20 protein-coding genes and 2 pseudogenes are annotated in these 23,353 nt (G+C 72.1%); 12 read left to right on the forward strand and 10 right to left on the reverse strand.

Annotated features, from left to right (window positions below):
- The first annotated feature begins 91 nt into the window (after nt 1-91).
- Nucleotides 92-826, forward strand: a complete 735-nt coding sequence (locus ACZ58V_RS12475) for a DUF1775 domain-containing protein (protein WP_471289897.1) — start codon at nt 92-94, stop codon at nt 824-826.
- A gap of 135 nt (nt 827-961) precedes the next feature.
- Nucleotides 962-1,411, forward strand: a pseudogene (locus tag ACZ58V_RS12480) (TetR/AcrR family transcriptional regulator); the annotation flags it as partial.
- Nucleotides 1,412-1,466: 55 nt separating this feature from the next.
- Here ACZ58V_RS12480 and pntB read toward each other — a convergent pair.
- Together pntB and ACZ58V_RS12490 are read right to left on the reverse strand one after the other, a co-directional pair.
- Entirely contained in the window at nt 1,467-2,900 is a 1,434-nt protein-coding gene (pntB, locus tag ACZ58V_RS12485; RefSeq protein ID WP_471289899.1) for a Re/Si-specific NAD(P)(+) transhydrogenase subunit beta, read from the reverse strand.
- Nucleotides 2,901-2,906: 6 nt separating this feature from the next.
- A complete protein-coding gene (locus ACZ58V_RS12490; RefSeq protein ID WP_468183424.1) occupies nt 2,907-4,463 on the reverse strand; it encodes a Re/Si-specific NAD(P)(+) transhydrogenase subunit alpha in 1,557 nt (518 codons plus the stop codon).
- Between the two features lie 316 nt (nt 4,464-4,779).
- On the opposite strand from ACZ58V_RS12490, the gene ACZ58V_RS12495 reads away from it, so the two are divergent.
- Complete coding sequence (locus tag ACZ58V_RS12495; RefSeq protein ID WP_468186067.1) at nt 4,780-6,309, forward strand: MFS transporter; 1,530 nt, start codon at nt 4,780-4,782, stop codon at nt 6,307-6,309.
- A gap of 7 nt (nt 6,310-6,316) precedes the next feature.
- Here the strand turns inward: ACZ58V_RS12495 and ACZ58V_RS12500 are convergent, their stop codons facing one another.
- Nucleotides 6,317-6,781, reverse strand: coding sequence for a VOC family protein (locus tag ACZ58V_RS12500; protein WP_468183421.1), 465 nt, complete (start codon nt 6,779-6,781; stop codon nt 6,317-6,319).
- Nucleotides 6,782-7,048: 267 nt separating this feature from the next.
- Here ACZ58V_RS12500 and ACZ58V_RS12505 point away from each other — a divergent pair, with 267 nt between their 5' ends.
- From ACZ58V_RS12505 to ACZ58V_RS12525, 5 genes and pseudogenes are all read left to right on the forward strand, one after another.
- On the forward strand, nt 7,049-8,032 hold the full coding sequence (locus ACZ58V_RS12505; protein ID WP_471289901.1) for an Lrp/AsnC family transcriptional regulator: 984 nt from the start codon (nt 7,049-7,051) through the stop codon (nt 8,030-8,032).
- A gap of 98 nt (nt 8,033-8,130) precedes the next feature.
- Nucleotides 8,131-8,283 carry a hypothetical protein gene (locus tag ACZ58V_RS12510; RefSeq protein ID WP_471289961.1) on the forward strand — a complete coding sequence of 51 codons (153 nt, stop codon included), beginning with the start codon at nt 8,131-8,133 and terminating at the stop codon, nt 8,281-8,283.
- Nucleotides 8,271-8,777, forward strand: a pseudogene (locus ACZ58V_RS12515) (AbfB domain-containing protein); the annotation flags it as partial. The gene ACZ58V_RS12510 and the pseudogene ACZ58V_RS12515, both read left to right, overlap by 13 nt.
- Before the next feature lie 62 nt (nt 8,778-8,839).
- Nucleotides 8,840-9,766, forward strand: coding sequence for a polysaccharide pyruvyl transferase family protein (locus ACZ58V_RS12520; protein WP_471289902.1), 927 nt, complete (start codon nt 8,840-8,842; stop codon nt 9,764-9,766).
- 113 nt (nt 9,767-9,879) lie between these two features.
- Entirely contained in the window at nt 9,880-10,200 is a 321-nt protein-coding gene (locus tag ACZ58V_RS12525) for a DUF3040 domain-containing protein (protein ID WP_468183412.1), read from the forward strand.
- A 42-nt stretch (nt 10,201-10,242) separates the two neighbouring features.
- Here the strand turns inward: ACZ58V_RS12525 and ACZ58V_RS12530 are convergent, their stop codons facing one another.
- Nucleotides 10,243-10,848 (reverse strand): D-glycero-alpha-D-manno-heptose-1,7-bisphosphate 7-phosphatase, encoded by a 606-nt coding sequence (locus ACZ58V_RS12530; protein WP_471289957.1) that lies wholly within the window; start codon nt 10,846-10,848, stop codon nt 10,243-10,245.
- Between the two features lie 5 nt (nt 10,849-10,853).
- Nucleotides 10,854-11,855, reverse strand: a complete 1,002-nt coding sequence (locus ACZ58V_RS12535; protein ID WP_471289904.1) for a glycosyltransferase family 2 protein — start codon at nt 11,853-11,855, stop codon at nt 10,854-10,856.
- A 119-nt stretch (nt 11,856-11,974) separates the two neighbouring features.
- Here ACZ58V_RS12535 and ACZ58V_RS12540 point away from each other — a divergent pair, with 119 nt between their 5' ends.
- Nucleotides 11,975-12,763: a polysaccharide deacetylase family protein gene (locus ACZ58V_RS12540; protein ID WP_468183406.1), complete on the forward strand. Its 789-nt coding sequence runs from the start codon at nt 11,975-11,977 to the stop codon at nt 12,761-12,763.
- Nucleotides 12,764-12,851: 88 nt separating this feature from the next.
- Nucleotides 12,852-13,292 carry an SRPBCC family protein gene (locus ACZ58V_RS12545; RefSeq protein WP_471289906.1) on the forward strand — a complete coding sequence of 147 codons (441 nt, stop codon included), beginning with the start codon at nt 12,852-12,854 and terminating at the stop codon, nt 13,290-13,292.
- 37 nt (nt 13,293-13,329) lie between these two features.
- Here ACZ58V_RS12545 and ACZ58V_RS12550 read toward each other — a convergent pair whose 3' ends face one another.
- The 5 genes from ACZ58V_RS12550 to ACZ58V_RS12570 all read right to left on the reverse strand — a co-directional run bounded on the left by ACZ58V_RS12550 (nt 13,330) and on the right by ACZ58V_RS12570 (nt 19,972).
- Nucleotides 13,330-14,481, reverse strand: a complete 1,152-nt coding sequence (locus tag ACZ58V_RS12550) for an XdhC family protein (protein ID WP_471289908.1) — start codon at nt 14,479-14,481, stop codon at nt 13,330-13,332.
- Nucleotides 14,482-14,524: 43 nt separating this feature from the next.
- A complete protein-coding gene (locus tag ACZ58V_RS12555; RefSeq protein WP_468183397.1) occupies nt 14,525-15,979 on the reverse strand; it encodes an NCS2 family permease in 1,455 nt (484 codons plus the stop codon).
- Between the two features lie 122 nt (nt 15,980-16,101).
- A complete protein-coding gene (gene pucD / locus ACZ58V_RS12560) occupies nt 16,102-18,498 on the reverse strand; it encodes a xanthine dehydrogenase subunit D (protein WP_468183394.1) in 2,397 nt (798 codons plus the stop codon).
- Nucleotides 18,499-18,500: 2 nt separating this feature from the next.
- Nucleotides 18,501-19,082 carry a (2Fe-2S)-binding protein gene (locus tag ACZ58V_RS12565; RefSeq protein ID WP_468183391.1) on the reverse strand — a complete coding sequence of 194 codons (582 nt, stop codon included), beginning with the start codon at nt 19,080-19,082 and terminating at the stop codon, nt 18,501-18,503.
- Nucleotides 19,082-19,972, reverse strand: coding sequence for an FAD binding domain-containing protein (locus ACZ58V_RS12570; protein WP_189721399.1), 891 nt, complete (start codon nt 19,970-19,972; stop codon nt 19,082-19,084). The genes ACZ58V_RS12565 and ACZ58V_RS12570 overlap by 1 nt, the downstream gene beginning before the upstream one ends.
- A 377-nt stretch (nt 19,973-20,349) precedes the next feature.
- Here ACZ58V_RS12570 and ACZ58V_RS12575 point away from each other — a divergent pair, with 377 nt between their 5' ends.
- The gene (locus ACZ58V_RS12575; protein WP_468183385.1) at nt 20,350-22,026 is read left to right on the forward strand and encodes a PucR family transcriptional regulator; all 1,677 of its coding nucleotides are present in this window, start codon (nt 20,350-20,352) and stop codon (nt 22,024-22,026) included.
- Between the two features lie 164 nt (nt 22,027-22,190).
- Nucleotides 22,191-22,955, forward strand: a complete 765-nt coding sequence (locus tag ACZ58V_RS12580; protein WP_468183382.1) for a hypothetical protein — start codon at nt 22,191-22,193, stop codon at nt 22,953-22,955.
- Nucleotides 22,956-23,353: the final 398 nt, after the last annotated feature.

Genomic DNA, 23,353 nt, shown 5'->3' on the forward strand with positions numbered 1-23,353 from the left:
GGGGCCCGCCGGGACGTCTCCACGTCCCGGTCGTCCCCTCATCCGGGCCGCGGCTTCGCCGTGCCCGGCTTCACCAGCAAGGAGTTCCCGCATGTCCACGTACCACCTCGCCTGTGCCGTACGGCGTGTCGCCGTCGTCGGCGCGGCCGTCATCACAGCCGCCCTCACCGCGGCCGGAACGGCCTCGGCCCACGCCGAGGTCGAGGCCGACAAGCCGCAGGCCCTGGCCGAGAACGTCACCCTGGCCTTCGTCTCCGAGGCGGAGTCCGACTCGGCGGGCTTCACCCGGCTCCGGGTCGTCCTGCCCGAGGGCATCGCACCCGCCGACGTGACACTCGCCGAAGCGCCCGAGGGCTGGAAGCTGAAGCCCGGCGGCGACGGATACACCATCGGCGGCCCGGCCCTCGGGACGGGCGTGGACGCCGAGCACAAGATCAAGGTACGGCGGCTCCCGGACGCCGCGGAACTGGCCTTCAAGACGGTCGAGACCTACAGCGACGGCGAGGTCTCCCGCTGGATCGAAATGCCGGCCGGCGACACGGAACCGGCCCAGCCCGCGCCCGTTCTGAAGCTGAAGGCGGCGGCGCCGGGTTCGAAGCCCACCGCCTCCAGTCCGCCCAGTTCCGGCCCCAGTTCCGTCCCCGCCTCACCCGAGGCCTCGGGTCCGGCTCCCTCCGAGGTCTCCCCCGCCGGCGACACCACCGCGGCCGAGGACGACGGTCCGTCGCCGGGCCTGGTCGCGGGCGGCGTGCTCGTGGCCCTGCTCGTCGTGGGCGGCGGCGCGTGGTGGCTGGTGAAGCGCCGCACCGGCGGAGCGCGCGCATGACCGGTACGCGGTCTGCCGCGGCCGTGCGGCCTCCCCAGTGAGGAGGCCGCACGGATCCGCCCGTTCGGCCTGCCCGACCTAGAGTGGGGCTGCGCAAGGAGCCCCGTCGCTCGCCGGGCCCCCGCACGAGCGGGGGCCGTCATCGAGCGCGGCTTCGAGACCTGGCTGCGGGCCGTCGAACTGCCCGGTGAGGAGACCGGCACGCCCCTGGAACGCCTCACCACCATGGCGGCGCACATCGCCAAGTCCCTGGTCGACGCACCCGGCTTCCTGCGCCTGGGACTGATGCTCGCCCTGGAACGACGGCCCGTGGAACCCCGGGTCCGCACGGTCTTCCTGCAGGTCCGCGAGATCGCCGCCCGGCGGATTGCCGAGACGATCGAGACCCTCTTCCCGGACCTGGAGGAGGAATCCGTCCGCACCCTCACCACCTGCACCGTCGCCGGTGCCGACGGCCTGTTCGTGCACCGGGAGATCCACGGCGACTCCGTGGACCTGGTGGCGATGCTCGAACTGCACGCACGGGTGGTGTACGCGGCGGCGAGCCGCCTGTCGGGGGATACAGGGCAGGTTCGGCGGCCGTAACGGGCGGCCGGTGCCCGGGGTGCCCCGCCGGACCGCGCCGGCGGGGCAGCGTTGTTCACCGCGTGGTGCCGGCCATCTCCGGAACCGGCGCGTCGAGGGCGTCCAGGCCGCGCAGGATGTCCTCCACCCGCTGCTTGGCGTCGCCGAAGAGCATCTGGGTGTTCTCCCGGAAGAACAGCGGGTTCTGCACTCCGGCGTACCCGGCGGCCATCGACCGCTTGAAGACGACCACGTTGGCTGCCTCCCACACGTGCAGCACCGGCATGCCGGCGATGGGGCTGGACGGGTTGTCGGTGGCGGCCGGGTTGACGGTGTCGTTGGCGCCGATGACCAGGACGACCGAGGTGGCGGCGAAGTCGTCGTTGATCTCGTCCATTTCGAGGACGACGTCGTACGGCACGTTCGCCTCGGCGAGCAGCACGTTCATGTGCCCGGGCAGCCGGCCGGCGACGGGGTGGATGCCGAAGCGCACCTCGACGCCCCGCTCGCGCAGCTTGCGCGCCAGTTCGGCGACCGGGTACTGGGCCTGGGCGACCGCCATGCCGTAACCCGGCGTGATGATCACCGAGGAGGCGTCGCGCAGGAGTTCCGCGGTCTCCTCGGCGTTGATCTCCCGGTGCTCCCCCTGCTCGCCGTCGTCGGCGGCCGCCGCCGGGGTTCCGAAACCGCCCGCGATCACCGAGAGGAAGGAGCGGTTCATCGCCTTGCACATGATGTACGACAGGTAGGCACCGGAGGAGCCGACCAGCGCGCCGGTGACGATCAGCAGGTTGTTGGCGAGCAGGAAGCCCGAGGCCGCCGCGGCCCAGCCGGAGTAGCTGTTGAGCATGGAGACGACCACCGGCATGTCTCCGCCGCCGATGGAGGCGACCAGGTGCGCGCCGAGGGCGAGCGCGATCACGGTGACGGCGATGAGCAGGCCGATGTTCGGGCGGGCCACGAACGCGACGGTGAGCGCGACGAAGGCGACCAGGGCACCCACGTTGAGGATGTGCTTGCCGGGCAGCGTCAGCGGGTTCGACTTGATCCGCGCGGACAGCTTCAGATACGCGACGACCGAGCCGGTGAAGGTGACGGCGCCGATGAACACCCCGATGAACACCTCGGCGTGATGGATGCCCAGCAGCGAACCGCTGAGCTCGGCGTCGACGTCGAGGTAGCCGTTCCAGCCGACGAACGCGGCGGCGAGGCCGACCAGGCTGTGCATGATGGCGATCAGCTCCGGCATGCCGGTCATCTCGACGACCCGGGCGCGCCACAGTCCGATGCCCGCGCCGACGGCCGTGGCGACGGCGATCAGCACGAGACCGGTGGCGGTGATGCTCCGGGAGGCGAGACCGACGGTGGCGGCCAGGGCGATGACCATGCCCGCGATGCCCCAGACGACTCCCGAGCGGGAGGTCCGGTGCTGCGAGAGGCCGGCCAGGCTGAGGATGAACAGCAGCGCGGCGACGACGTAGGCGGCCTCTGCGGCCGTGACTGTGGTCATCCGTGATCAGCCCTTCGAGAACATGCCGAGCATGCGGCGGGTGACGGCGAATCCGCCGAAGATGTTGATGCTCGCCAGCAGGATCGCGGCGAACGACAGCACGGTGACGGCGGTGTTCCCCTGCCCGATCTGCAGCAGCGCGCCGACCACCACGATCCCGGAGATGGCGTTGGTGACCGACATCAGCGGGGTGTGCAGCGCGTGGTGCACATGGCCGATGACGTAGAAGCCGATGACGATCGCCAGCACGAACACCGTGAAGTGGCCGATGAGTTCACTCGGCGAGAAGGCCGTCACCAGGAACAGCGCGAGCGCCCCGGCACCGACGAGGGCGTACGGCGCCCACGCCGGACGGGCGGGCTTCGCCGGGGTCTCCGAGGGCACGGCCACGGGTTCCGGGGCCTCTGCCGGGGCGGACGCGGCGGACACCTGGACCGGGGGCGGGGGCCAGGTCTTCTCGCCCTCGCGGACCACGGTCATCGCCCGCTGCACCACGTCGTCGAAGTCGAGGACGAGTTGACCGTCCTTGCCGGGCGTCAGCAGCTTCATCAGGTTGACGATGTTGGTGCCGTACAGCTGCGAGGCCTGGGCGGGGAGCCTGCCGGGCAGGTCGGTGTAGCCGATGATCGTCACGTCGTTGTCGGTGACGACGGCCTTCCCGGCGACCGTGCCCTCGACGTTGCCGCCCTGGGCCGCGGCCATGTCGACGATGACGCTGCCGGGCTTCATGCGCGCGACGTCCTCGGCGGTGACCAGCCGGGGCGCCGGGCGGCCCGGGATGAGCGCGGTGGTGATGATGATGTCGACGTCGGCGGCCTGCTCGGCGTAGAGCTGCGCGGCGAGCTGGTTGTAGTCGTCGGAGGTGGCCTTGGCGTAGCCGTCGGTGCTCACCTCCTGCTCGGCGCTCACCGTCAGGAACTCGCCGCCCAGCGAGCGGACCTGCTCGGCGACCTCGGGCCGGGGGTCGGTGGCGCGGACCACGGCGCCGAGGCTGCGGGCCGCGCCGATGGCCGCGAGTCCGGCCACGCCGGCACCGGCCACCAGCACCTTGGCGGGCGGCACCTTGCCGGCGGCGGTCACCTGGCCGGTGAAGAAGCGTCCGAAGGCGTGCGCGGCCTCGACCACGGCCCGGTATCCGGCGATGTTCGCCATCGAGCTGAGCACGTCCAGGGACTGGGCGCGCGAGATCCGCGGCACGGCGTCCATGGCGAGCACGGTGACCGGCCGCCGTGTCAGTTCCTCGACCAGTTCGGGGTTGAGCGCGGGGCTGATGAGCGCGATCAGTGTCGCCCCGTCGCGCAGCCGGCCGATCTCCTCGCTCGAGGGGCCGTTGACCTTCAGTACGATCTCCGCCGACCACGGGTCCCCGAGGCGGGCTCCCGCCTCCTCGTAGGCCGTGTCGAAGAAGCGGGACGAGGCTCCCGCTCCCGGTTCGACCACCACGTCGTATCCGAGCGCGACAAGTCTCCCCACGGTGGCCGGCGTCGCCGCCACCCTGGTCTCGCCCGCAGTGGACTCGGCGGGTACGCCGATCCGCTGGGGTTCCGGTTCCGCTGGGGCCATCGTCTGCCTCTCTCGTCGTTCTCTCTCGTCGTTCGACTGCCTGTCCTCCTTGGTGCCCGCATCCTGCACCTTCGACGCGGCAACTGTGGCGGACCGTGGTCACATGGCCGAGGAGGTCGTCCTCACACCGCCCAGGGGTTGCCGCGGGACGCGTTTGGGGGTAAGGGAGTGACGCGCGGGGCCGGAGTTGCCTTGTGATGCGACATGACACGGCCCGGCGCAGACTGAGTGCGTGAGCAGCACGCGCCCGGGGCGCGGCGAGGCCTCGCCCCCCTCCCGATCGGCGCCGCAGCAGCAGACTGTGGCACTGGCGGCGATGATGTTCGCCGTCGCCATGACCTTCATCGACCAGACCATCGTGTCGATCGCGGCTCCGGACATCGTCCGCGAGCTGAACCTGTCGTCCTCGGGCATGCAGTGGGTGGTGAACGCCTATCTGCTGGCCCTCGCGGCGTTCTTCGCCCTCGGCGGGCGTCTCGCGGACCTCTACGGACCACGCCGCGTCGTCGTGATCGGCACGCTGGTGTTCGTCGTGTCGTCGGTGCTGTGCGGCTGTGTCCCCGAGGGCAGCGCGGCGCAGACCTGGATGATCGTGTTCCGCGCCACCCAGGGTTTCGGGGCGGCACTGCTCTTCCCGGCGGCTCTGGCCGTGGTGGTGGCGGTGTTCCCGGTCGAGAGACGCGGTCGCGCCCTCGCGCTGTTCTTCGGTGTCTCCGGCGCGCTGACCGCGCTCGGCCCGCTGCTGGGCGGCTGGCTCACGAACTGGACCTGGCGCGCCGTCTTCTGGGTCAACGTCCCCGTGGCGATCGTGGCGCTGGTCCTCACCGCGCTGGCGCACATCGCCGACCGGCGGCGGTCCGGCACCCTGGACGTCCGTGGCGCCGCCCTGATCGCGATCGGCATGGGCCTGAGCGTCCTCGGCTTCCAGCAGGCCTGGTCCTGGGGCTGGGACTCCTGGGCGACCTGGCTCTGCATCGCGGGCGGCCTCGCGGTGCTCTTCGGGTTCGTCCGGTTCGAGCGCGACGTGGAGCATCCGCTGATCGACCTGCGGGTCTTCCGTGACAAGGCGTTCACCGTGGACGCGGCGGTGCTGTTCTTCTCGATGCTCGCCTTCGTACCGCTGTTCTTCTTCACCTCGGTCTACGCCCAGGTGTCCCTGAGCGCCTCGCCGAACCAGGCGGCCCTGTTCCTGCTGTACTTCTTCGTGGGCTTCGCGATCGCCTCGCAGTGGGGCGGCCGGATCCTCGACAAGCGGGGCGCGCGCCCGGCCCTGAAGCTGGGCACGGTGGTGGGATGCGTCGGGTTCGCCCTGTGGGCGAACAAGCTCACCGACCTGTCCATGCACGACCAGTGGCCGTACGCGGCGCTCGCCGGGGCCGGCATCGGCTTCATCCTCGCGCCGGCCTCCACGGACGCCGTCAACCGGTCCATCGGCGCCTCGTACGGCGAGGTCACCGGCATCACCCAGACGGTGCGCAACTACGCGGCGAGCGTGGGTCTGGCCGTCTACGGCACGATCCTGACGCACGTCACGACCGACAAGGTGGTGCAGACCCTGCAGTCCCGGGGCATGTCCACGGACGACGCGAACACCGTGGCCCGTGACATCACCGAGTCGATCACGGGCAGCGGCGACTCCCAGCCGCCCACCGGCACGGGCCCCGCCGCCGAGGCCACCCGGGACGCGATGAGCGCCATCCGCATGGACTTCGCCGAGGCCAACCAGTGGGTGTTCTACGGCATGGCCATCGCCCTGGGCATCGGCTATCTGTGCGCCCTGCGGCACCCGGGCGGGCGGCCGGCCTCGAACGCGGCGGTGGAGGAACCGGTCCGGCAGACCCACTGAGGGATCGTCAGGTGAACAGGTCGGTCGTACGCGCCTGGATCTCCTCCGGCGTCAGCTCCTCGATCGGCTGGGAGATCATCCAGAGATGGCCGAACGGGTCGGCGAGACGGCCGCCGCGCTGCCCGTAGTGCTGGTCGGCGACGGGGTACACCACCGTCGCCCCGCCGCGCAGCATGGCCTCGGCGACGGCGTCGGCGTCGGACACGTCGAGCGCCATGATCACCGGGGAGCCGCCGAGGGAGGGCGGCGCCGGGTCTCCGTCGTCGGCGTCCTTGACCGCGATCACGGTGCCGCCGAGACGCAGCATGGCGTGCACGATCCTCCCCTCGGGGTCGGTGTACCGCTCGATCTCCTCGGCGCCGAGAGCGGTCCGGTAGAAGTCGATCGCCCGGGGGCCGTCGGAGACCACGAGCCGGGCGTAGAGCCGGGTGACGGCCGGGGCGCCGGGTGGGGTGTCGGGTGTGTTCGTCATGCCTTCACGATCGCGGGTCCCGGGGCCGTGGATTGCAGAAAGCGGCCGGCCGGGCGGGGGCCGTCACCCGCCGAGCGGAACGTGGTTGCGCTCCAGCGGCGGGCGCGGCGCGCACACGGTCGGGGTGATCCGACCTTCCGTACTGGTGCCCAGGCACACGTGTGCGACTCAGGGGTTGGGCAAAGCCCGGGTCAGTGATCCGCAAGGAAACGGGCGGCATGGTCTCCTTGCAGTCCGTACGCGATCACGCCCGAGGAGGAGACCCCGATGGAACCCGGTGCCGCCCTCGATCCGCTGGACCTGAAGCTGCTGCAGGCGCTCCAGCTGGACGGGCGGGCGCCGTTCAGCCGGATCGCTCAGGTGCTCGGCGTCTCCGACCAGACCGTCGCCCGGCGTTACCGGGGGCTGCGCACCCGCGCGCGTCTGAGGGTGCTCGGCGTGACCGACGAGAACCGTCTCGGCCGCAGCAGCTGGATCGTCCGGCTGCGCTGCACCCCGGACGTGGCCGAGCAACTCGCGGGCGCGCTCGCCCGCCGCCCGGACACCTCGTACGTCAGCCTGAACTCCGGCGGCACGGAGGTGATGTGCACGATGAAGCCGCGCAGCCGGGAGGCCCGTGACGAGCTCCTCTTCGACCGGCTCCAGCGCACCCCGCGGGTCACGTCGGTCAGCGCCCACTGCGTCCTGCACCCCTTCTACGGCGGCGCACTCGGCTGGCTCAACAAGGCCGACGCCCTCTCCCCCGACGAGGAGGCGGCACTGCGCCCGCCGCCCGTCGCGACGGCCACGGGCCCGGTCGCCCTGGACGCGGACGACGAGTCGCTCCTCGACGTCCTCCGGCACGACGGACGGGCCACGTCCACCGAACTCCAGGCGGCCACCGGCCAGTCGGAGTCCATGGTCAAGCGGCGCCTGGAGCGCCTGCGGTCCAGCGGCGTGCTCTACTTCGACGTCCAGCACGACGCCGAACTCCTCGGCCACGAGGTGGAGGCGATGCTGTGGCTCACCGTGGCCCCGGCCTCCCTCGCCTCCGTCGGCCGCGTCCTCGCCGAGCACCCCCAGGTCCCCTTCGCCGCGGCCGTCACGGGCCAGGCCAACATCCTCGCCGCGACCCTGCACCGCAGCGCCGGAGACCTGTACACGTACCTCAGCGAGAAGATCGGGGCCCTCGAAGGCGTCCAGTCCGTCGAGACCGCGCTGACCCTGCGCCGCATCAAGCAGCTCTCCTACGAACCGAGACCGAACCGTTGACGGAGGTACGGGCCCCGCTTATCTTCTGACCGACTTCATGGCCGAATTCACGAACTACGTTCGAAATCACGGACATTGGATCGACAGAGGCGGCTCGTTTGCTCCGGACTCCCCCTGCGGCCAGAAGCCGCAGCCCCCTGCTCGTCTGCGTGCTCGCCCTGCTCCTCGCCCCCATGGCGGCGACCGCCCCGCAGGCGGCCGCGGCGGACGGGCGGCCCTACACCAACCCGCTCAAGTCGGCGACCCGCTGAACGACCCCAACCGCCGCACCCGCGTGCAGAAGGTGTACTGGAAGGCCGACGGCACGCCGGACTTCGGCATTCCCGTGGCCGACGGGGTCACCCCGCAGCGCTTGTCGTCGTACAACTTCGCGGACCGCTTCGTCCGGCACTGGGAGTACCGCGCCCGCATCGAGGCCGTTGTCTCCCCGCTCGCGGACTCGCAGTTCCGCGTGGTCAGCGGCCTGACCGACAGCGGCACGGTCTCGCTGGAGTCGGCCAACTTCCCCGGCCACTACCTGCGGCACAGGAACTTCGAGGTGTGGCTGGAGAAGAACGACGGCACCGCGCGCTTCGCGTCCGACGCCACCTTCCAGCGGCGCGCCGGGCTCGCCGACCCGGCGGGCGTGTCGTACGAGTCGCACAACTACCCGGGGCGATACGTCCGCCACTGGGAGTACCTGCTGAACGTGCAGACGGTGAGCACGGCGACCGACCGGGCGGACGCCACCTTCTACGCCCAGTGACGGAAGGTTGAATGCGCGTAATGCCCTGATTGCGTTCCCGGCTGGAGGGGCACTCAGGGCATGTGCGCATACAAGACGGCGAACGACCGCGCAAGGTTCTGCTGACCGGGTGGTTCAGCTTCCGGGACAGGGAGGCGACCGCCGGGGACGTGCTGGCCCTGCGCCGGGTGGAGGACGTGCTGCGGGGGACGGGCATCCCCTACGACGTCGCCTGGAGTCCGGGCTTCCGTCCGGAGGCCCTGCATCTGGAGCGGCTGTGGCCCGAGGACTACACCCACCTGGTGTTCGTGTGCGGACCCCTGCACGGGCCGCAGGTCGAGGAGCTGCACCGGCGGTTCGCGCACTGTGTGCGGATCGCCGTGGGCACCTCGGTGATCGACCCCGGCAGCACGGCGGTGACCGGCTTCCACCGGGTGCTGCCGCGGGACGCTCCCGACCGTGAGCCGGTGGAGGATCTGGCGGCCCGCGCCCCGGACGTGCCCGCCCGGCCCGTCGTCGGGGTGATCCTCGCGCACGGGCAGCACGAGTACGGGCAGCTGAGGCGGCACGGGCAGGTGGCCGAGGAGGTGACGCGGTGGCTGGCCGGGAAGGACTGCGGCAGGCTGGAACTGGAGACGCGGCTCGACACGCACGACTGGCATCTGAGTGCGACCCCGGCGCAGCTCCAGTCCGTGCTGGCCCGGATGGACCTCGTCGTCACCGACCGGCTGCACGGGCTGGTGATCGCGCTGCGGGTCGGCACCCCGGTGCTGGCCGTCGACCCGGTCGCGGGCGGCGCCAAGCTGACCGCGCAGGCCCGTGCCTGCGGCTGGCCCGCGCTGGTGGCCGCCGAGCGGCTGGACGTGCGGCAGTTGGACCGCTGGTGGGACTGGTGCCTGACCGGCGGCCGGGTGACCGCCCGGCAGATCCGCGACGGATTCCGCGAGGGCACCGTGCCGGACAGCGCGGACCGGCTGGTCGAGGCGCTGGCACGGCCGGTCGCCGGTTAGCTCCGTGACCCCACGGGGCATCCGCATCTACGTTCCCCGCTGTACTTCCCCGCTTCCCCCGCCGCACGTCCCCCCGGGAGGAGAGACGGTCCGGCCGTCCGGAAGGAGAAAGCGTGTCCATCGGCCGACTTCCCGATCACGAGCAGCGCATCCTCGACGAGATGGAACGCGCCCTGCGCCGCGACCGCCGCCTCGACCGCCGGCTGCGCACCCTGCGGGTACGCCGTCGCCCCGACCCCGCCCGCGTCCTGGCCCGCCTGGCCGGCTACCGCCCCCGCGCCTGGACCGCGATGGTCCTGTTCGCGGTGTCGGTCGGCCTGCTGGTGGCCGGGATCGTCACCTCCGAGCCAGGGGTGATCTGGGCGTTCGCCGCCATATGCCCCCTGACCCTGTACGCGACGTTCCGGCTGATGTGCCGGTGGTGCGGGACCTGAGCCTGACGTGCCGGTGGTGCGGGACCTGAGCGTCCGCCGCCCCTAACCGGGATCGGCCGTGAAGGCCTGCCGGATGGGGCGTTCGTCGGCGAGGACGCGGCCCTTGGGCGGACCGTCCAGGAGCGCGCGGGCGGCGGTCAGCAGGTCCGGGGCGACGTGGTCCGCGCGCGCCGTCTCCTCGGTGCGGGTCCGCCCGGTCGGGACGAGGATGCCGTGGCAGCCCGCCCGGTGTGCGGCCTCCGCGTCGGCGCCGGTGTCGCCGATGACGACGAGGTCGGCGGGCCGGGCGCAGATCCGACCGGCCGCCCACAGCACCAGGCCGGGCCGGGGCATGCGGCAATGGCAGCCGTCGTCGGGACCGTGCGGGCAGACGGCCAACACGTCGAAGGGGCCGAGGAGTTCGTCGACTCGGTGATCGACGCGGCGCAGGTCGGCGTCGGTGAGCCGCCCGCGCGCGACGCCGGGCTGGTGGGTGAAGACACCGGTGCGGATGCCGCGCTCGCGCAGCAGGGCGAGCGCCTCACGGGCGCCTTCGACGGGGCGCACGCGGCCGGGATCCGCGTTGTCGGGGACGTCCTCGACGAGCGTGCCGTCGCGGTCGAACAGCACGGCCCTCACCGGACGTACCGGGCTCTCCGGGCCGCCCATGGGCCTCACGCGATCACCTCGTCCTGCCAGGCGGGGGCGTGGCGGTGGCGCCAGGCGCCGGTCAGCCGGTGCCAGGTCGCGGCGGGCGGGATGAGCACGCTGGTCGCCACCATGGTCGCCACCTCGTGGCGGGTGCGCGGGCCGAGCGCGATGCGGGTCCTGGCGAACTCCGCCGTGCCGGCCGCCCAGCCGAGCGCGCAGGCCGTCGCGGCCCGTCCGTGCCCGGCGGCGGCGAGGGCGCACGCGGCGACACCCGCGGTCGTGATCGCAGCGTGGGTGCGGATCCGGCCGCGTGGCGCGACCGCCTTGTCCCACCAGTCGGGCCCGTGCAGATGCCGCATGAGGGCGTCGTCCGCGTTGCCGCGCTGCTGGCGCACCGACACCCAGCGGGAGGCGGGGTGCACGGGGTGCCGCGTGGTACGGCGGCCCTGCCGGATGCGCCAGCCCGAGTCGAGCACGCGCAGCGCGAGGTCGGCGTCCTCGCGGAAGGCGAGCCGGAAGCGTTCGTCGAAGCCGCCGACCTGTTTGAGCGCCTCCGTGCGGTACGCCATGTCGGAGGTGATCCAGTGGGCGCGGGCGAGTCCCGCCGTGCCGCGTTCCCAGTCGGTGGGGCGGCGTTCGCCGGGCAACGGGACGGCGATGACGCCCTGGACGCCCGCGATGTCGGGCGAGGCCTCGGCGAGGTCCTCGGCCAGCTGATCGCACCAGTGGGGACCGACCTGCACATCGTCGTCGAGGAACACGGTCCACGGCGCCGTCACGGCCCGCAGCCCGGTGTTGCGGGCGGCGGCGGGCCCACGACCGCCGCCGCCCAGCACTGTGGTGCGCCCCCGCAGGTCGCCCAGCACGCTCAACGGGTGCTCCAGCTGCCCGGGGCCGGGGTCGGTCCGGTCGTCGACGAGGACGATCTCACCGGGCCGCGGTCCGGTCGCGGCGGCGAGCGCCGCGAGACAGTCGGCGAGGGTGTCCCGGACGATGGTCGGGATCACGACGGCGTACGAGGTCATGCGGCGGTCCTCCCTGCGACAATCGCCCGCCTTCGGTGCTGGCGAGTGCCGCGGTACGGCCGTCTCAAACGCCACAGTGACTATACACTGCGTGTATACACGCAGTGTATAGTCTCGCCATGCCTTCTCTGACCAAGAAGATGAAGAAAACGGGGACCGCGTTCCGAACTGCCGGAACGCTCACGGCGATCGCCGCACTGACACTCGTCCTGAGCGGCTGCGCGGGGCCCGACGCCACAGCCCCCAGCGCCGTCCGCGCCCAAGCGGCGACGGACGTCCAGGCGGCCCGCTACGGCGCTGTCGACTGCCGTAGGGCGAAGTGCATCGCGCTCACCTTCGACGCGGGGCCGAGCGAGCACTCCGCGCGCCTGCTGGACATCCTGAAGGAGAGACAGGTCCCGGCGACCTTCTTCCTCCTCGGCAAGCGGCACATCGAGAAGTACCCGGAGCTGGTACGGCGCATGGCCGACGAGGGCCATGAGGTGGCCAGCCACACCTGGGACCACAAGATCCTGACCCGGCTGAGACCCGAGGAGATACGCGAGGAGCTGGAACGCCCCAACCAGGAGATAGAACGCCTCACCGGACAGCGCCCGACCCTGATGCGCCCGCCCCAGGGCCGCACCGACGACACCGTGCACGAGATCTGCCGCGAGCTGGGCCTCGCCGAGGTGCTGTGGAGCGTGACGGCCAAGGACTACAAGACGACCGACTCGGACCTGATCACCCGCCGCGTCCTCACCCAGGCGTCCCGGGACGGGATCATCCTGCTGCACGACATCTACGACGGCACCGTGCCGGCCGTCCCGGGCATCATCGACGCGCTCAAGGAACGGGGGTACGTGTTCGTGACGGTGCCCCAACTGCTGGCACCGGGGAAGGCGGAGCCCGGGAAGGTGTACCGGTAGGGCACAAACCCTCGGACGGCTCTGGGCCGAGTGGGTGAGCCGTACCCGAGCGGGCCGCTGGACAGCGTGGGTTCCCTACGATCGGGACGTGGCGAACATCCTGCTCGAACGGACGGTCCCGCTCCCCCTCGACGAGGCGTGGCGGCGGATCACGGAGTGGCGGCGGCACGGGGACGGGGTGCCCTTGACGCGGGTCGGGCCGGTCCCGGCCGGCCCGACCCGCGTCGGCACGGTCGTCGTGGCCCGCACGGGCGTCGGACCGCTGTCCTTCGACGACCCGATGGAGGTCACGGTGTGGGAGCCCCCGGAGGCCGGGGCCCCGGGGATGTGCCGTCTGGAGAAGCGGGGCCGTGTGGTGCTGGGCTGGGCGGAGCTGGAGGTCCGGCCGGGGCCCGGCGGCCGCACCCGCGTGGTGTGGCGGGAGGAGATCCGGATCCGGCTGCTGCCGTCGCTCTTCGACGGCGTGGTGGGGAGCTCGGCACGGTATGTGTTCGGCCGTGCGTTGAACCGCCTGCTGAGACAGGCGTGACGGGCGCCGGGAACACCGGGCCGGTCCCCGGAGGGCCTCACGCCACCGTCCCGATCCGCCCCACCGCCCCCGGCTCCGGCTCGTGGTGGATCGGCGTGTGGGCCCCGGTCAGCGACACCCCGCTGCCTCCGCGCCGGCCGGCGACGATCTCCGACGCGATGGACAGGGCCGTCTCCTCGGGCGTACGGGCTCCGAGGTCCAGGCCGATCGGCGAGTGCAGGCGGCTCAACTCCAGCTCGGTGACGCCGACTTCGCGCAGGCGGGCGTTGCGGTCCAGGTGGGTGCGCCGGGAGCCCATGGCACCGACGTACGCCACCGGCAGCCGCAGCGCCAGCCGCAGCAGGGGCACGTCGAACTTGGCGTCGTGGGTCAGCACGCACAGGACCGTACGGGCGTCGACGTCCGTGCCCTCCAGGTAGCGGTGGGGCCACTCGACGACGATCTCGTCGGCCTCCGGGAAACGCGTCCGGGTCGCGAAGACGGGCCGTGCGTCGCACACCGTGACGTGGTAGCCGAGGAACTTGCCCATGCGGACCAGCGCCGACGCGAAGTCGATCGCACCGAAGACGATCATGCGGGGCGCCGGGACCGAGGACTCGACCAGGACCGTGAGCGGTGCTCCGCAGCGTGAGCCCCGCTCTCCGATCTCCAGGGTGCCGGTGCGGCCGGCGTCGAGGAAGGCGCCCGCCTCGGCGGCGACCGTGCGGTCGAGTTCCGGATGGGCGCCGAAACCGCCGTCGCGGGCCCCGTCGGGGCGGACCAGCAGGGCACGGCCCGTCAGTTCGGGCGGGCCCGACACGATCCGCGCCACCGCCGCCGCCTCCCCTTGCGCGGCGGCGGTGAGCGCGGCCGCGACCACCGGCCGGACCGGATCGGCGGCCCGTACCGGGGTGACCAGGATGTCGATGACGCCGCCGCAGGTCAGGCCCACGGCGAAGGCGTCGTCGTCGCTGTAGCCGAAGCGCTCCAGGACGGTCTCGCCGTCCCGCAGCGCCTGTTGGCACAGCTCGTAGACCGCGCCCTCCACGCAGCCGCCGGAGACCGAGCCGATCGCCGTGCCCTCGGCGTCCACCGCGAGCGCGGCGCCGGGCTGCCGGGGCGCGCTGCCGCCGACGGCCACCACGGTGGCCACGGCGAAGTCACGGCCCTGCCCGACCCACCTGTTCAGCTCCTCGGCGATGTCCAGCATCTGTCTCGGTCTCCTTGAGGCTGCGGGGCTGGTGCGCCGGGCGTCAGTGGACGCCCAGCCAGCTCTCGATCGGGTTGAGGGCGAAGTACACGAGGAACACCGCCGTGAGGATCCACATGAAGGCGCCGATCTCGCGCGCCTTGCCCTGGGCGGTCTTGATGGCGACGTAGGAGATGACGCCCGCGGCGACACCGGTGGTGATGGTGTACGTGAACGGCATCAGGACGACCGTCAGGAACACCGGGACGGCGGTGGCCCGGTCGGCCCAGTCCACGTGCCGGGCGTTCATCAGCATCATCGCGCCGATGACGACGAGGGCGGCGGACGCGACCTCCTGCGGCACGATCGCGGTGAGCGGTGTGAAGAACAGGCAGGCGGCGAAGAACGCTCCGGTGACGACCGAGGCGAGGCCCGTGCGCGCGCCCTCCCCGACACCCGTCGCCGACTCGATGAACACCGTCTGGCCCGAGCCGCCGGACACGCCTCCGATCGCGCCGCCGGCCCCGTCGATGAACAGCGCCTTGGACAGGCCCGGCATCCGGCCCTTGTCGTCGGCGAGTTCGGCCTCGGTGCCGACGCCGATGATGGTCGCCATCGCGTCGAAGAACCCGGCCAGCACCAGTGTGAAGACGATCATGCCGACGGTCATCGCGCCGACCTCGCCCCAGCCGCCGAACTCCACGTCCCCGAAGAGCGAGAAGTCGGGCATGGACACCGCGCCGCCGTGCAGTTCGGGTGCCCCGGCCGCCCACTGCTTGGGGTCGATGACGCCCGCCGCGTTCAGGATCGCGGCGACGATCGTGCCGCCGACGATGCCGATGAGGATGGCGCCCGGGATGTTCCGGGCCTGGAGCATGAAGATCAGCAGCAGGGTGCCGGCGAAGAGCAGGACCGGCCAGCCGGCCAGTTCGCCCGCCGGGCCGAGCGTGACGGGAGTGGCCTCCCCCTGGTGCACGAAGCCGGACTTGTAGAAGCCGATGAGGGCGATGAACAGGCCGATGCCCATGGTGATGGCGTGCTTGAGCGCGAGCGGGATCGCGTTCATGATCATCTCGCGCAGGCCGGTGACGACCAGCAGCATGATGATCACGCCGTACATCACGCACATGCCCATCGCCTGCGGCCAGGTCATCTCGGGCGCGACCTGGGAGGCGAGGACTCCGGAGACGGACAGGCCCGCGGCGAGGGCGAGCGGCACCTTGCCGACGAACCCCATCAGCAGCGTGGTGAGGGCCGCCGCGAACGCGGTCGCGGTGATGAGGCCCTTCTGCGCGAGGGTGTCCCCCGCCGCGTCCTTGCCGGACAGGATCAGGGGGTTGAGCAGGAGGATGTACGCCATCGCCATGAAGGTGGTGACGCCGCCGCGCACCTCACGCGCGACCGTCGATCCTCTGTGGGATATGTGGAAGTACCGGTCGAGCCAGGACCGTCCGGCCGGGACGCGGGTGCCTTCGCCCGCGTCTTCGGCTGTGGTCCTCGGCTCAAGTGACTGGGTCATGTGGGCCTACTCCCAAGTTTCATAGGGGGTTGGGATGCACGACCCGGGGGACGGCCCGAGACGAACGAAGGGGGGTCCGGGGGGGGCACGGGAACGCGCTCCCCCGGACGGAACTCTCCTGCTCAGGCCTCGGAGAGTGACGTACCCGTGAGGTGCTCGGGCCGTACCGGAGTCCGGTTCAGCTCGAGCCCGGTCGCGTTCCGGATGGCCGCGAGGACCGCCGGCGTCGACGACAGGGTGGGGGCTTCGCCGATGCCGCGCAGCCCGTACGGGGCGTGCTCGTCGGCGAGTTCGAGGACGTCGACCGGGATGGTCGGCGTGTCGAGGATGGTCGGGATCAGGTAGTCGGTGAAGGAGGGGTTTCTCACCTTCGCCGTCTTCGGGTCGACGACGATCTCCTCCATGACCGCCACGCCCAGGCCCTGTGTCGTGCCGCCCTGGATCTGGCCGAGCACGGACAGCGGGTTGAGCGCCTTGCCGACGTCCTGGGCGCAGCCCAGCTCGATGACCTTCACCAGCCCGAGTTCGGTGTCGACCTCGACGACGGCGCGGTGCGCGGCGAACGAGTACTGCACGTGCCCGTTGCCCTGCCCGGTGCGCAGGTCGAAGGCCTCGGTCGGCCGGTGCCGCCACTCCTCCTCGACCTCGACGGTCTCGCCCTCCAGGACGTCGGCCAGGCCGGCGAGGGCCTCACCGCCGTCGGTGACGACCTTGCCGCCCTCCAGCAGCAGCTCGGCCGTGGCCCAGGCTGGGTGGTAGGAGCCGAACTTGCGGCGCCCGATCTCCAGGACCTTCTCACGGACGATCTCGCAGGCGTTCTTCACGGCGCCGCCGGTGACATACGTCTGCCGGGAGGCGGAGGTCGAACCGGCGCTGCCCACCCGGGTGTCGGCCGGGTTGATGGTCACCTGCGTGACGCCCAGCTCGGTCCGGGCGATCTGCGCGTGCACGGTGACACCGCCCTGCCCGACCTCGGCCATGGCCGTGTGGACCGTGACGACCGGCTCACCGCCCACGACCTCCATCCGCACCTTCGCGGTCGAGTAGTCGTCGAACCCCTCGGAGAAGCCCACGTTCTTGATGCCGACCGCGTAGCCGACACCGCGTACGACGCCTTCGCCGTGCGTGGTGTTGGACAGGCCGCCCGGCAGCTGCCGTACGTCGGCGCCCTCGCTGGACTCCCACTGGCGCTCCGGCGGCATCGGCATCGCCTTGACGCGGCGCAGCAGCTCGGCGACGGGAGCCGGGGAGTCGACGCGCTGCCCGGTCGGCAGGAGCGTGCCCTGCTCCATGGCGTTGAGCTGCCGGAACTCCACCGGGTCCATGCCGAGCTTCTTCGCCACCTTGTCCATCTGCGCCTCGTAGGCGAAGCACGCCTGGACCGCGCCGAAGCCGCGCATGGCGCCGCAGGGCGGGTTGTTGGTGTAGAGGGCGATGGCCTCGATGTCCACGTCGTCGATCACGTACGGGCCGACGGACAGCGAGGAGGCGTTGCCGACGACCGCCGGGGAGGCGGAGGCGTAGGCGCCGCCGTCCAGGACGATCCGGCACTTCATATGGGTCAGCTTGCCGTCGCGCGTGGCCCCGTGCTCGTAGTACAGCTTCGCCGGGTGGCGGTGGACGTGCCCGAAGAAGGACTCGAAACGGTTGTAGACGATCTTGACGGGCTTGCCCGTGCGCAGTGCCAGCAGGCAGGCGTGGATCTGCATCGACAGGTCCTCGCGGCCGCCGAACGCGCCGCCGACGCCGGAGAGCGTCATGCGCACCTTGTCCTCGGGCAGGCCGAGCACGGGCGCGATCTGGCGCAGATCGCTGTGCAGCCACTGGGTGGCGATGTAGAGGTGGACGCCCCCGTCCTCCTCGGGGACGGCGAGGCCGGACTCGGGGCCGAGGAAGGCCTGGTCCTGCATGCCGAAGGTGTACTCGCCCTCGACGATGACGTCGGCCCGCCGCCGAGCGGCGTCGACGTCACCGCGGACGATCGGCTGGCGGTGGAGGATGTTCGGGTGCGGGACGTGCCCGGCGTGGTGGTCGTCGCGGCCCTCGTGGACGAGGATCGCGTCCGGCGCGGTCGCCGAGGCCTCGTCGGTGATGACGGGCAGTTCGCGGTAGTCGACCTTGATCTTCGCGGCGGCGCGGCGGGCCGTCTCCGGATGATCGGCGGCGACGATCGCGACCGGCTCTCCGTGATGGCGGACCTTGCCGTGGGCGAGGACCGGGGTGTCCTGGATCTCCAGCCCGTAGTTCTTCACCTCGGTGGGCAGGTCGTCGTACGTCAGCACGGCGTACACGCCCGGCGTGGCCAGTGCCTCGCTGGTGTCGATGGACACGATCTCGGCGTGCGCGACGGTCGACCGCAGGATCTGCCCCCACAGCATGTCCTCGTGCCACATGTCGGACGAGTACGCGAACTCGCCGGTGACCTTGAGGGTGCCGTCCGGGCGGAGTGTGGACTCGCCGATGCCGCCCTTGGTCCGGGAGCCCTGGGTGATCTTCGTAGGTGCGCCGTTGGTGGGCATGCTCAGACCGCCTCTCCCTGCCGGGCGGCCGCCAGGCGGACCGCGTCCATGATCTTCTCGTAGCCGGTGCAGCGGCACAGGTTGCCCGACAGGGCCTCGCGGATGTCCGCGTCGGTCGGGGTCGGGTTGCGCTCCAGCATCTCGTCGGCGGCGACCAGCAGTCCGGGGGTGCAGAAGCCGCACTGGACGGCGCCGGCGTCGATGAACGCCTGCTGGATCGGGGAGAGTTCGGTGCCCTCGCCGGTGTGCGAATCGCTGCCCTTGGCCTGCCACTCCTGGGCGTTCTGCAGCGACGTACCGCAGGCGCCGGTCGCGCAGGCGCCCTCGGCGCGCTGCTTGGCGAAGTCGGCGAGCCCCTCGACGGTGACGACCTCGCGGCCCTCCGCCTGACCGGCCGCCACCAGGCACGAGCACACCGGCACGCCGTCGAGCCGGACCGTGCAGGACCCGCACTCCCCCTGCTCGCAGGCGTTCTTGGACCCGGGAAGGCCCATGCGCTCCCGCAGCACGTACAGCAGCGACTCGCCCTCCCAGACGTCGTCGGCTTCCTGCGGACGGCCGTTGACCGTGAAGTTGACGCGCATTACGCAGCTCCCTCCGTGTGGCGGCGGGCGCCGCGGTAGGACTCCCAGGTCCAGGTCAGCGTGCGGCGGGCCATGACGCCGACGGCGTGGCGGCGGTAGCTCGCGGTGCCCCGGACGTCGTCGATCGGGTTGCAGGCGGCGGAGCACAGGTCGGCGAACTGCTTGGCGACCGACGGGGTGACGATCTTCCCGTTGTCCCAGAAGCCGCCCTCCTCCAGAGCGGCGTTCAGGAACTCCTCGGCGGCCTTGGCCCGAATGGGGGTCGGGGCGGCCGAGCCGATCCCGGTCCGCACGGTCCGCGTCTCGGGATGCAGCGCGAGCCCGAACGCGCACACGGCGATGACCATGGCGTTCCTGGTCCCCACCTTGGAGAACTGCTGCGGCCCGTCGGCCTTCTTGACGTGCACGGCCCGGATCAGCTCATCGGCCGCCAGCGCGTTGCGCTTCACGCCCTTGTAGAACTCGTCGATCGGGATCCGGCGCGACCCGCGCACCGACTCGACCTCCACCTCGGCGCCCGCGGCGAGCAGGGCGGGGTGGGCGTCGCCGGCCGGGGAGGCGGTGCCGAGGTTGCCGCCGACGCCGCCGCGGTTGCGGATCTGCGGGGAGGCGACCGTGTGCGAGGCGAGGGCCAGGCCCGGCAGTTCGGCGCGCAGGTTCTCCATGATCTTCGTGTACGGCACGGAGGCACCCAGCCGTACGCTCTCCTCGCCGACCTCCCACTCGGAGAGATCGCCGACGCGGTTCAGGTCCATGAGGTACTCGGGCCGGCGGTGGTCGAAGTTGATCTCGACCATCACGTCGGTGCCACCCGCAATCGGCACAGCTGTGGGGTGCTCGGCTTTCGCGGCGAGCGCCTCCTCCCAGCTGGCGGGGCGAAGGAAGTCCATGACCGGCTCTCTTCTCCGTCTTCTCGTGGGGCGTTCAGATTGAGCCAATCCGTGTGCGGCGGTCCCGGCTCGTTCATGTGCTGTTTACGCGTAGTGGCCTCAGTACACAGCGCGGTACTCCGACGGGGTCAGTCACGGAAACCATGAAGGAGTTGGCTGGCCAGGACGGGCATCTTGTAGATTCGTATGAACGGAGGCCATCAGAAACCTCCTCGTTCTCCTGTGGAAACGCGCGACACAGCCGCGTGACCTGGGACACAGCCGGGACGCGGTTCGGGGACGGCGAGCATCGCTCACCAGACCACCGAACAGACGTTCCCTCCACACTCCCCCAAGATCCACCACTGATTTCGAGACAAAGAACGGCGGCGACGAGAATGCGGCTGCGCGCACTGCTGGACACCGACGCGCTGGGCCTCAAGCTGCTCGGCGGCGAGGAAGAGCTGGACCGCACGGTGCGCGGCGTGATGACCACCGACCTGCGCGACCCCAGCCGCTACCTCTCGGGCGGCGAACTGGTGCTCACGGGCCTGGCCTGGCGCCATGACGCCGAGGACTCGGAGCCCTTCGTGCGGATCCTGGTGCAGCAGGGCGTGACGGCCCTCGCCGCGGGCGAGGCCGAGCTCGGGGACGTCCCGGCCGACCTGGTCACGGCCTGCGCCCGGCACCGTCTCCCCCTCTTGGCGGTGCACGAGTCGGTGGCGTTCGCGACGATCACCGAGCACGTCGTACGGCAGGTCTCCGGCGAGCGCGCCGGAGACCTCGCGGCGGTGGTCGACCGCCACCGCCGGATGATGACCTCGGGCCCGGCGGGCGGCGGCCCGGACGTGGTCCTCGACCTGCTCGGCTCGGACCTGGACCTGCGGGCCTGGGTCCTCGCCCCCACCGGCCGGCTGATCGCGGGCTCGAAGGCCGCGGGCCCCTCCACCCTGCCCGCCGAGACCTGCGGCCGGCTGGCGGCGGAACATCTGACCGCCACCCGCACGGGCCGCCGCGCCCCGCACCGTGTCCTCCTGGGCGGCACCACCTACTCCCTGTTCCCGATCCGCTCGACGGGCCGCTCCCCGCAGACCGCCCGCGACGCCCGCGAGACCCTGCTGTCCGACTGGCTGCTGGCCGTCGAGGCCGACGCCGGGGACTGGGCCGAGGAGCGGCTCGACCTGCTGCACGGCGTCACCCAGCTGATCGCGGTCGAGCGGGACCGCCGCGACGCGGCCCGCACGGTCCGCCGCCGACTCGCCCAGGAGGTGCTGGAACTGGTCCAGACGGGCGCGGCCCCCGCCGAGATCGCCGCCCGCCTGCGCGTGGCCGCGCCGGTGCTGCTGCCCGGCCTCGGGGCCGCGCCGCACTGGCAGGTGGTCGTGGCCCGCGTCGACTGGGACGGGGACGAGATCGAGGGCGGCCCGGTGGCCCAGGCCGTGCTGGAGGAGATCCTCGTCGACCCGCTGTCGTCGGGCCCGGAGCACTCCGACCGCATCGCCGTCGCCCACACCGGCGACGAGGCGATCGCCCTGGTCCCCCTGCCCGCCGTCGCGGCGGAGCACGACGGCTCCGAGACCGGCGTCCTCGCCGACGTACTCCTGGAATCCGTGCGGGACCCCCTCACGGCCGGTCTCGACGGCGACGGGCACCTCACCCTCGGCGTCAGCGCGGCCGTGCACTCGGCGGAGGGCCTGCGCGGCGCCCTGGAGGAGGCCCGCCACGCCCGCCGGGTGGCGGCGGCCCGCCCGGGCCGGGTCTGCGCGGCGGGCCACCAGGAACTGGCCTCGCACGTCCTCCTGCTCCCCTTCGTCCCTGACGACGTCCGCCGCGCCTTCACGGCCCGCCTCCTGGACCCCCTCCGGGACTACGACCGCCGGCACCGGGCCGAGCTGATTCCCACCCTGGAGGCGTTCCTGGACTGCGACGGCTCCTGGACCCGCTGCGCCGGCCGCCTCCACCTGCACGTCAACACGCTGCGCTACCGGGTCGGACGGATCGAGCAGTTGACGGGACGTGACCTGTCGCGCCTCGAGGACAAGCTGGATTTCTTCCTGGCCCTGCGCATGAGCTGAGACAAGGGGTGTCCCGTCCCAAACACCGGACACCCCTGAGTCCCACGACTTTGTGAAATCCTTCACCCACCCCCTTGGCCCGGCCCCGCGATTCGTGCTGAGATGCCGCCACCACTCAACAGCTCGATGGCGTGCTCGGGGAGGGCAACGTGGCGCATACCGCCATGTCTGGTAACGGAACGACCCCTGGTGACGATCCCCTCCAGACCGCGGTATGGCGGCTGCGCTCACGCGGGTGCTGGGCCGACGCGGCCGCCCTGCTGCTGCCGGACACACCCGCGGCGGCGCTCCAACGCGCGTCGTTGCTGGTGGAACGGTGTCTGTACACCGAGCGGGGCTGGGAGGAGGCCGAGGACGCGCTGCGCACGGCCGAGGCGCTGGCCCACACCGACGACGAGCGGGGCGCTGCCGCTTGTGAACGCGGTTACTTGGCCTACGCCTCGACGCTGCTCGTGGTGCGGGACCGGGCAGACGAGGCGCGGGCCGCGCTGGGGCGGGCGGCCGCGCTGATCCCTCCGGGGGCGTCGCAGCGGGCTCTGCTGGACTTCCGTCGCGGCCTGCTGGCGGAGAACCTGACGAGTGCCCCGCAGGCGGCGCGGGCGGCGTACCGCCGTGCGCACGCGGGGGCTACGGCGCATGGCAATCCGCTGCTGCTGTCGTTCACATGGCGCCATCTGGCCGGACTCGCGCTGCGGGACGGGGAGTTGGCGGAGGCCCGCCACGGTTTCGCGGAGTCGCTGCGGATCCGGGAGGAGCTGGGGTATCTCGTCGGTACGGCACCGGCGCTGGTGTCCCTGGCCGACACGGAGACCGAGCCGGAGGCGTCCCGGCTACGGGAGGAGGCCCGGCGGCTGTTCCGGCTGCTCGGGGGCGTACCGACCTGGCTGGCCCGGCAGTTGGCCCCGTTGCCACCGGCGGCGACAGCTTGAGCACGCCACGAGGCACCCGGCGTCGCCGCTGACGCCGGGCGGGTCCGCGACCCGGCGGAACGGGGTACCTCCCCCACCGCCCACCCGTGCCGCCCTGGGGGCACCTCCCAGGCCCTTGAGGCCTGGGGGAGGCACGCATGCCCGCAGCGGGGGCGGTTACGGCGGGCCCGCAGCGGCGGCCTGCGGCAGCCAGGGCGGGTGCGGCACCCGCAGCTGGGGCAGAGGCGGAAACCCGCGGCTGCGGCGGAGGGCGTGAGCCACGACGCGCCCGCGCCCGCGCCCGCCGGCTCACGGAAGGGGACGTGTCGGGGGGTGTCCGCCCGCAGCGGTTGGCGCGTCAACGAACAGTCAGTCGGTGTGGCACCCCATCGCGCCGTTCCGAGGACGGACACCCCCCG

The sequence above is a fragment of the Streptomyces sp. NPDC040589 genome (assembly GCF_055594445.1).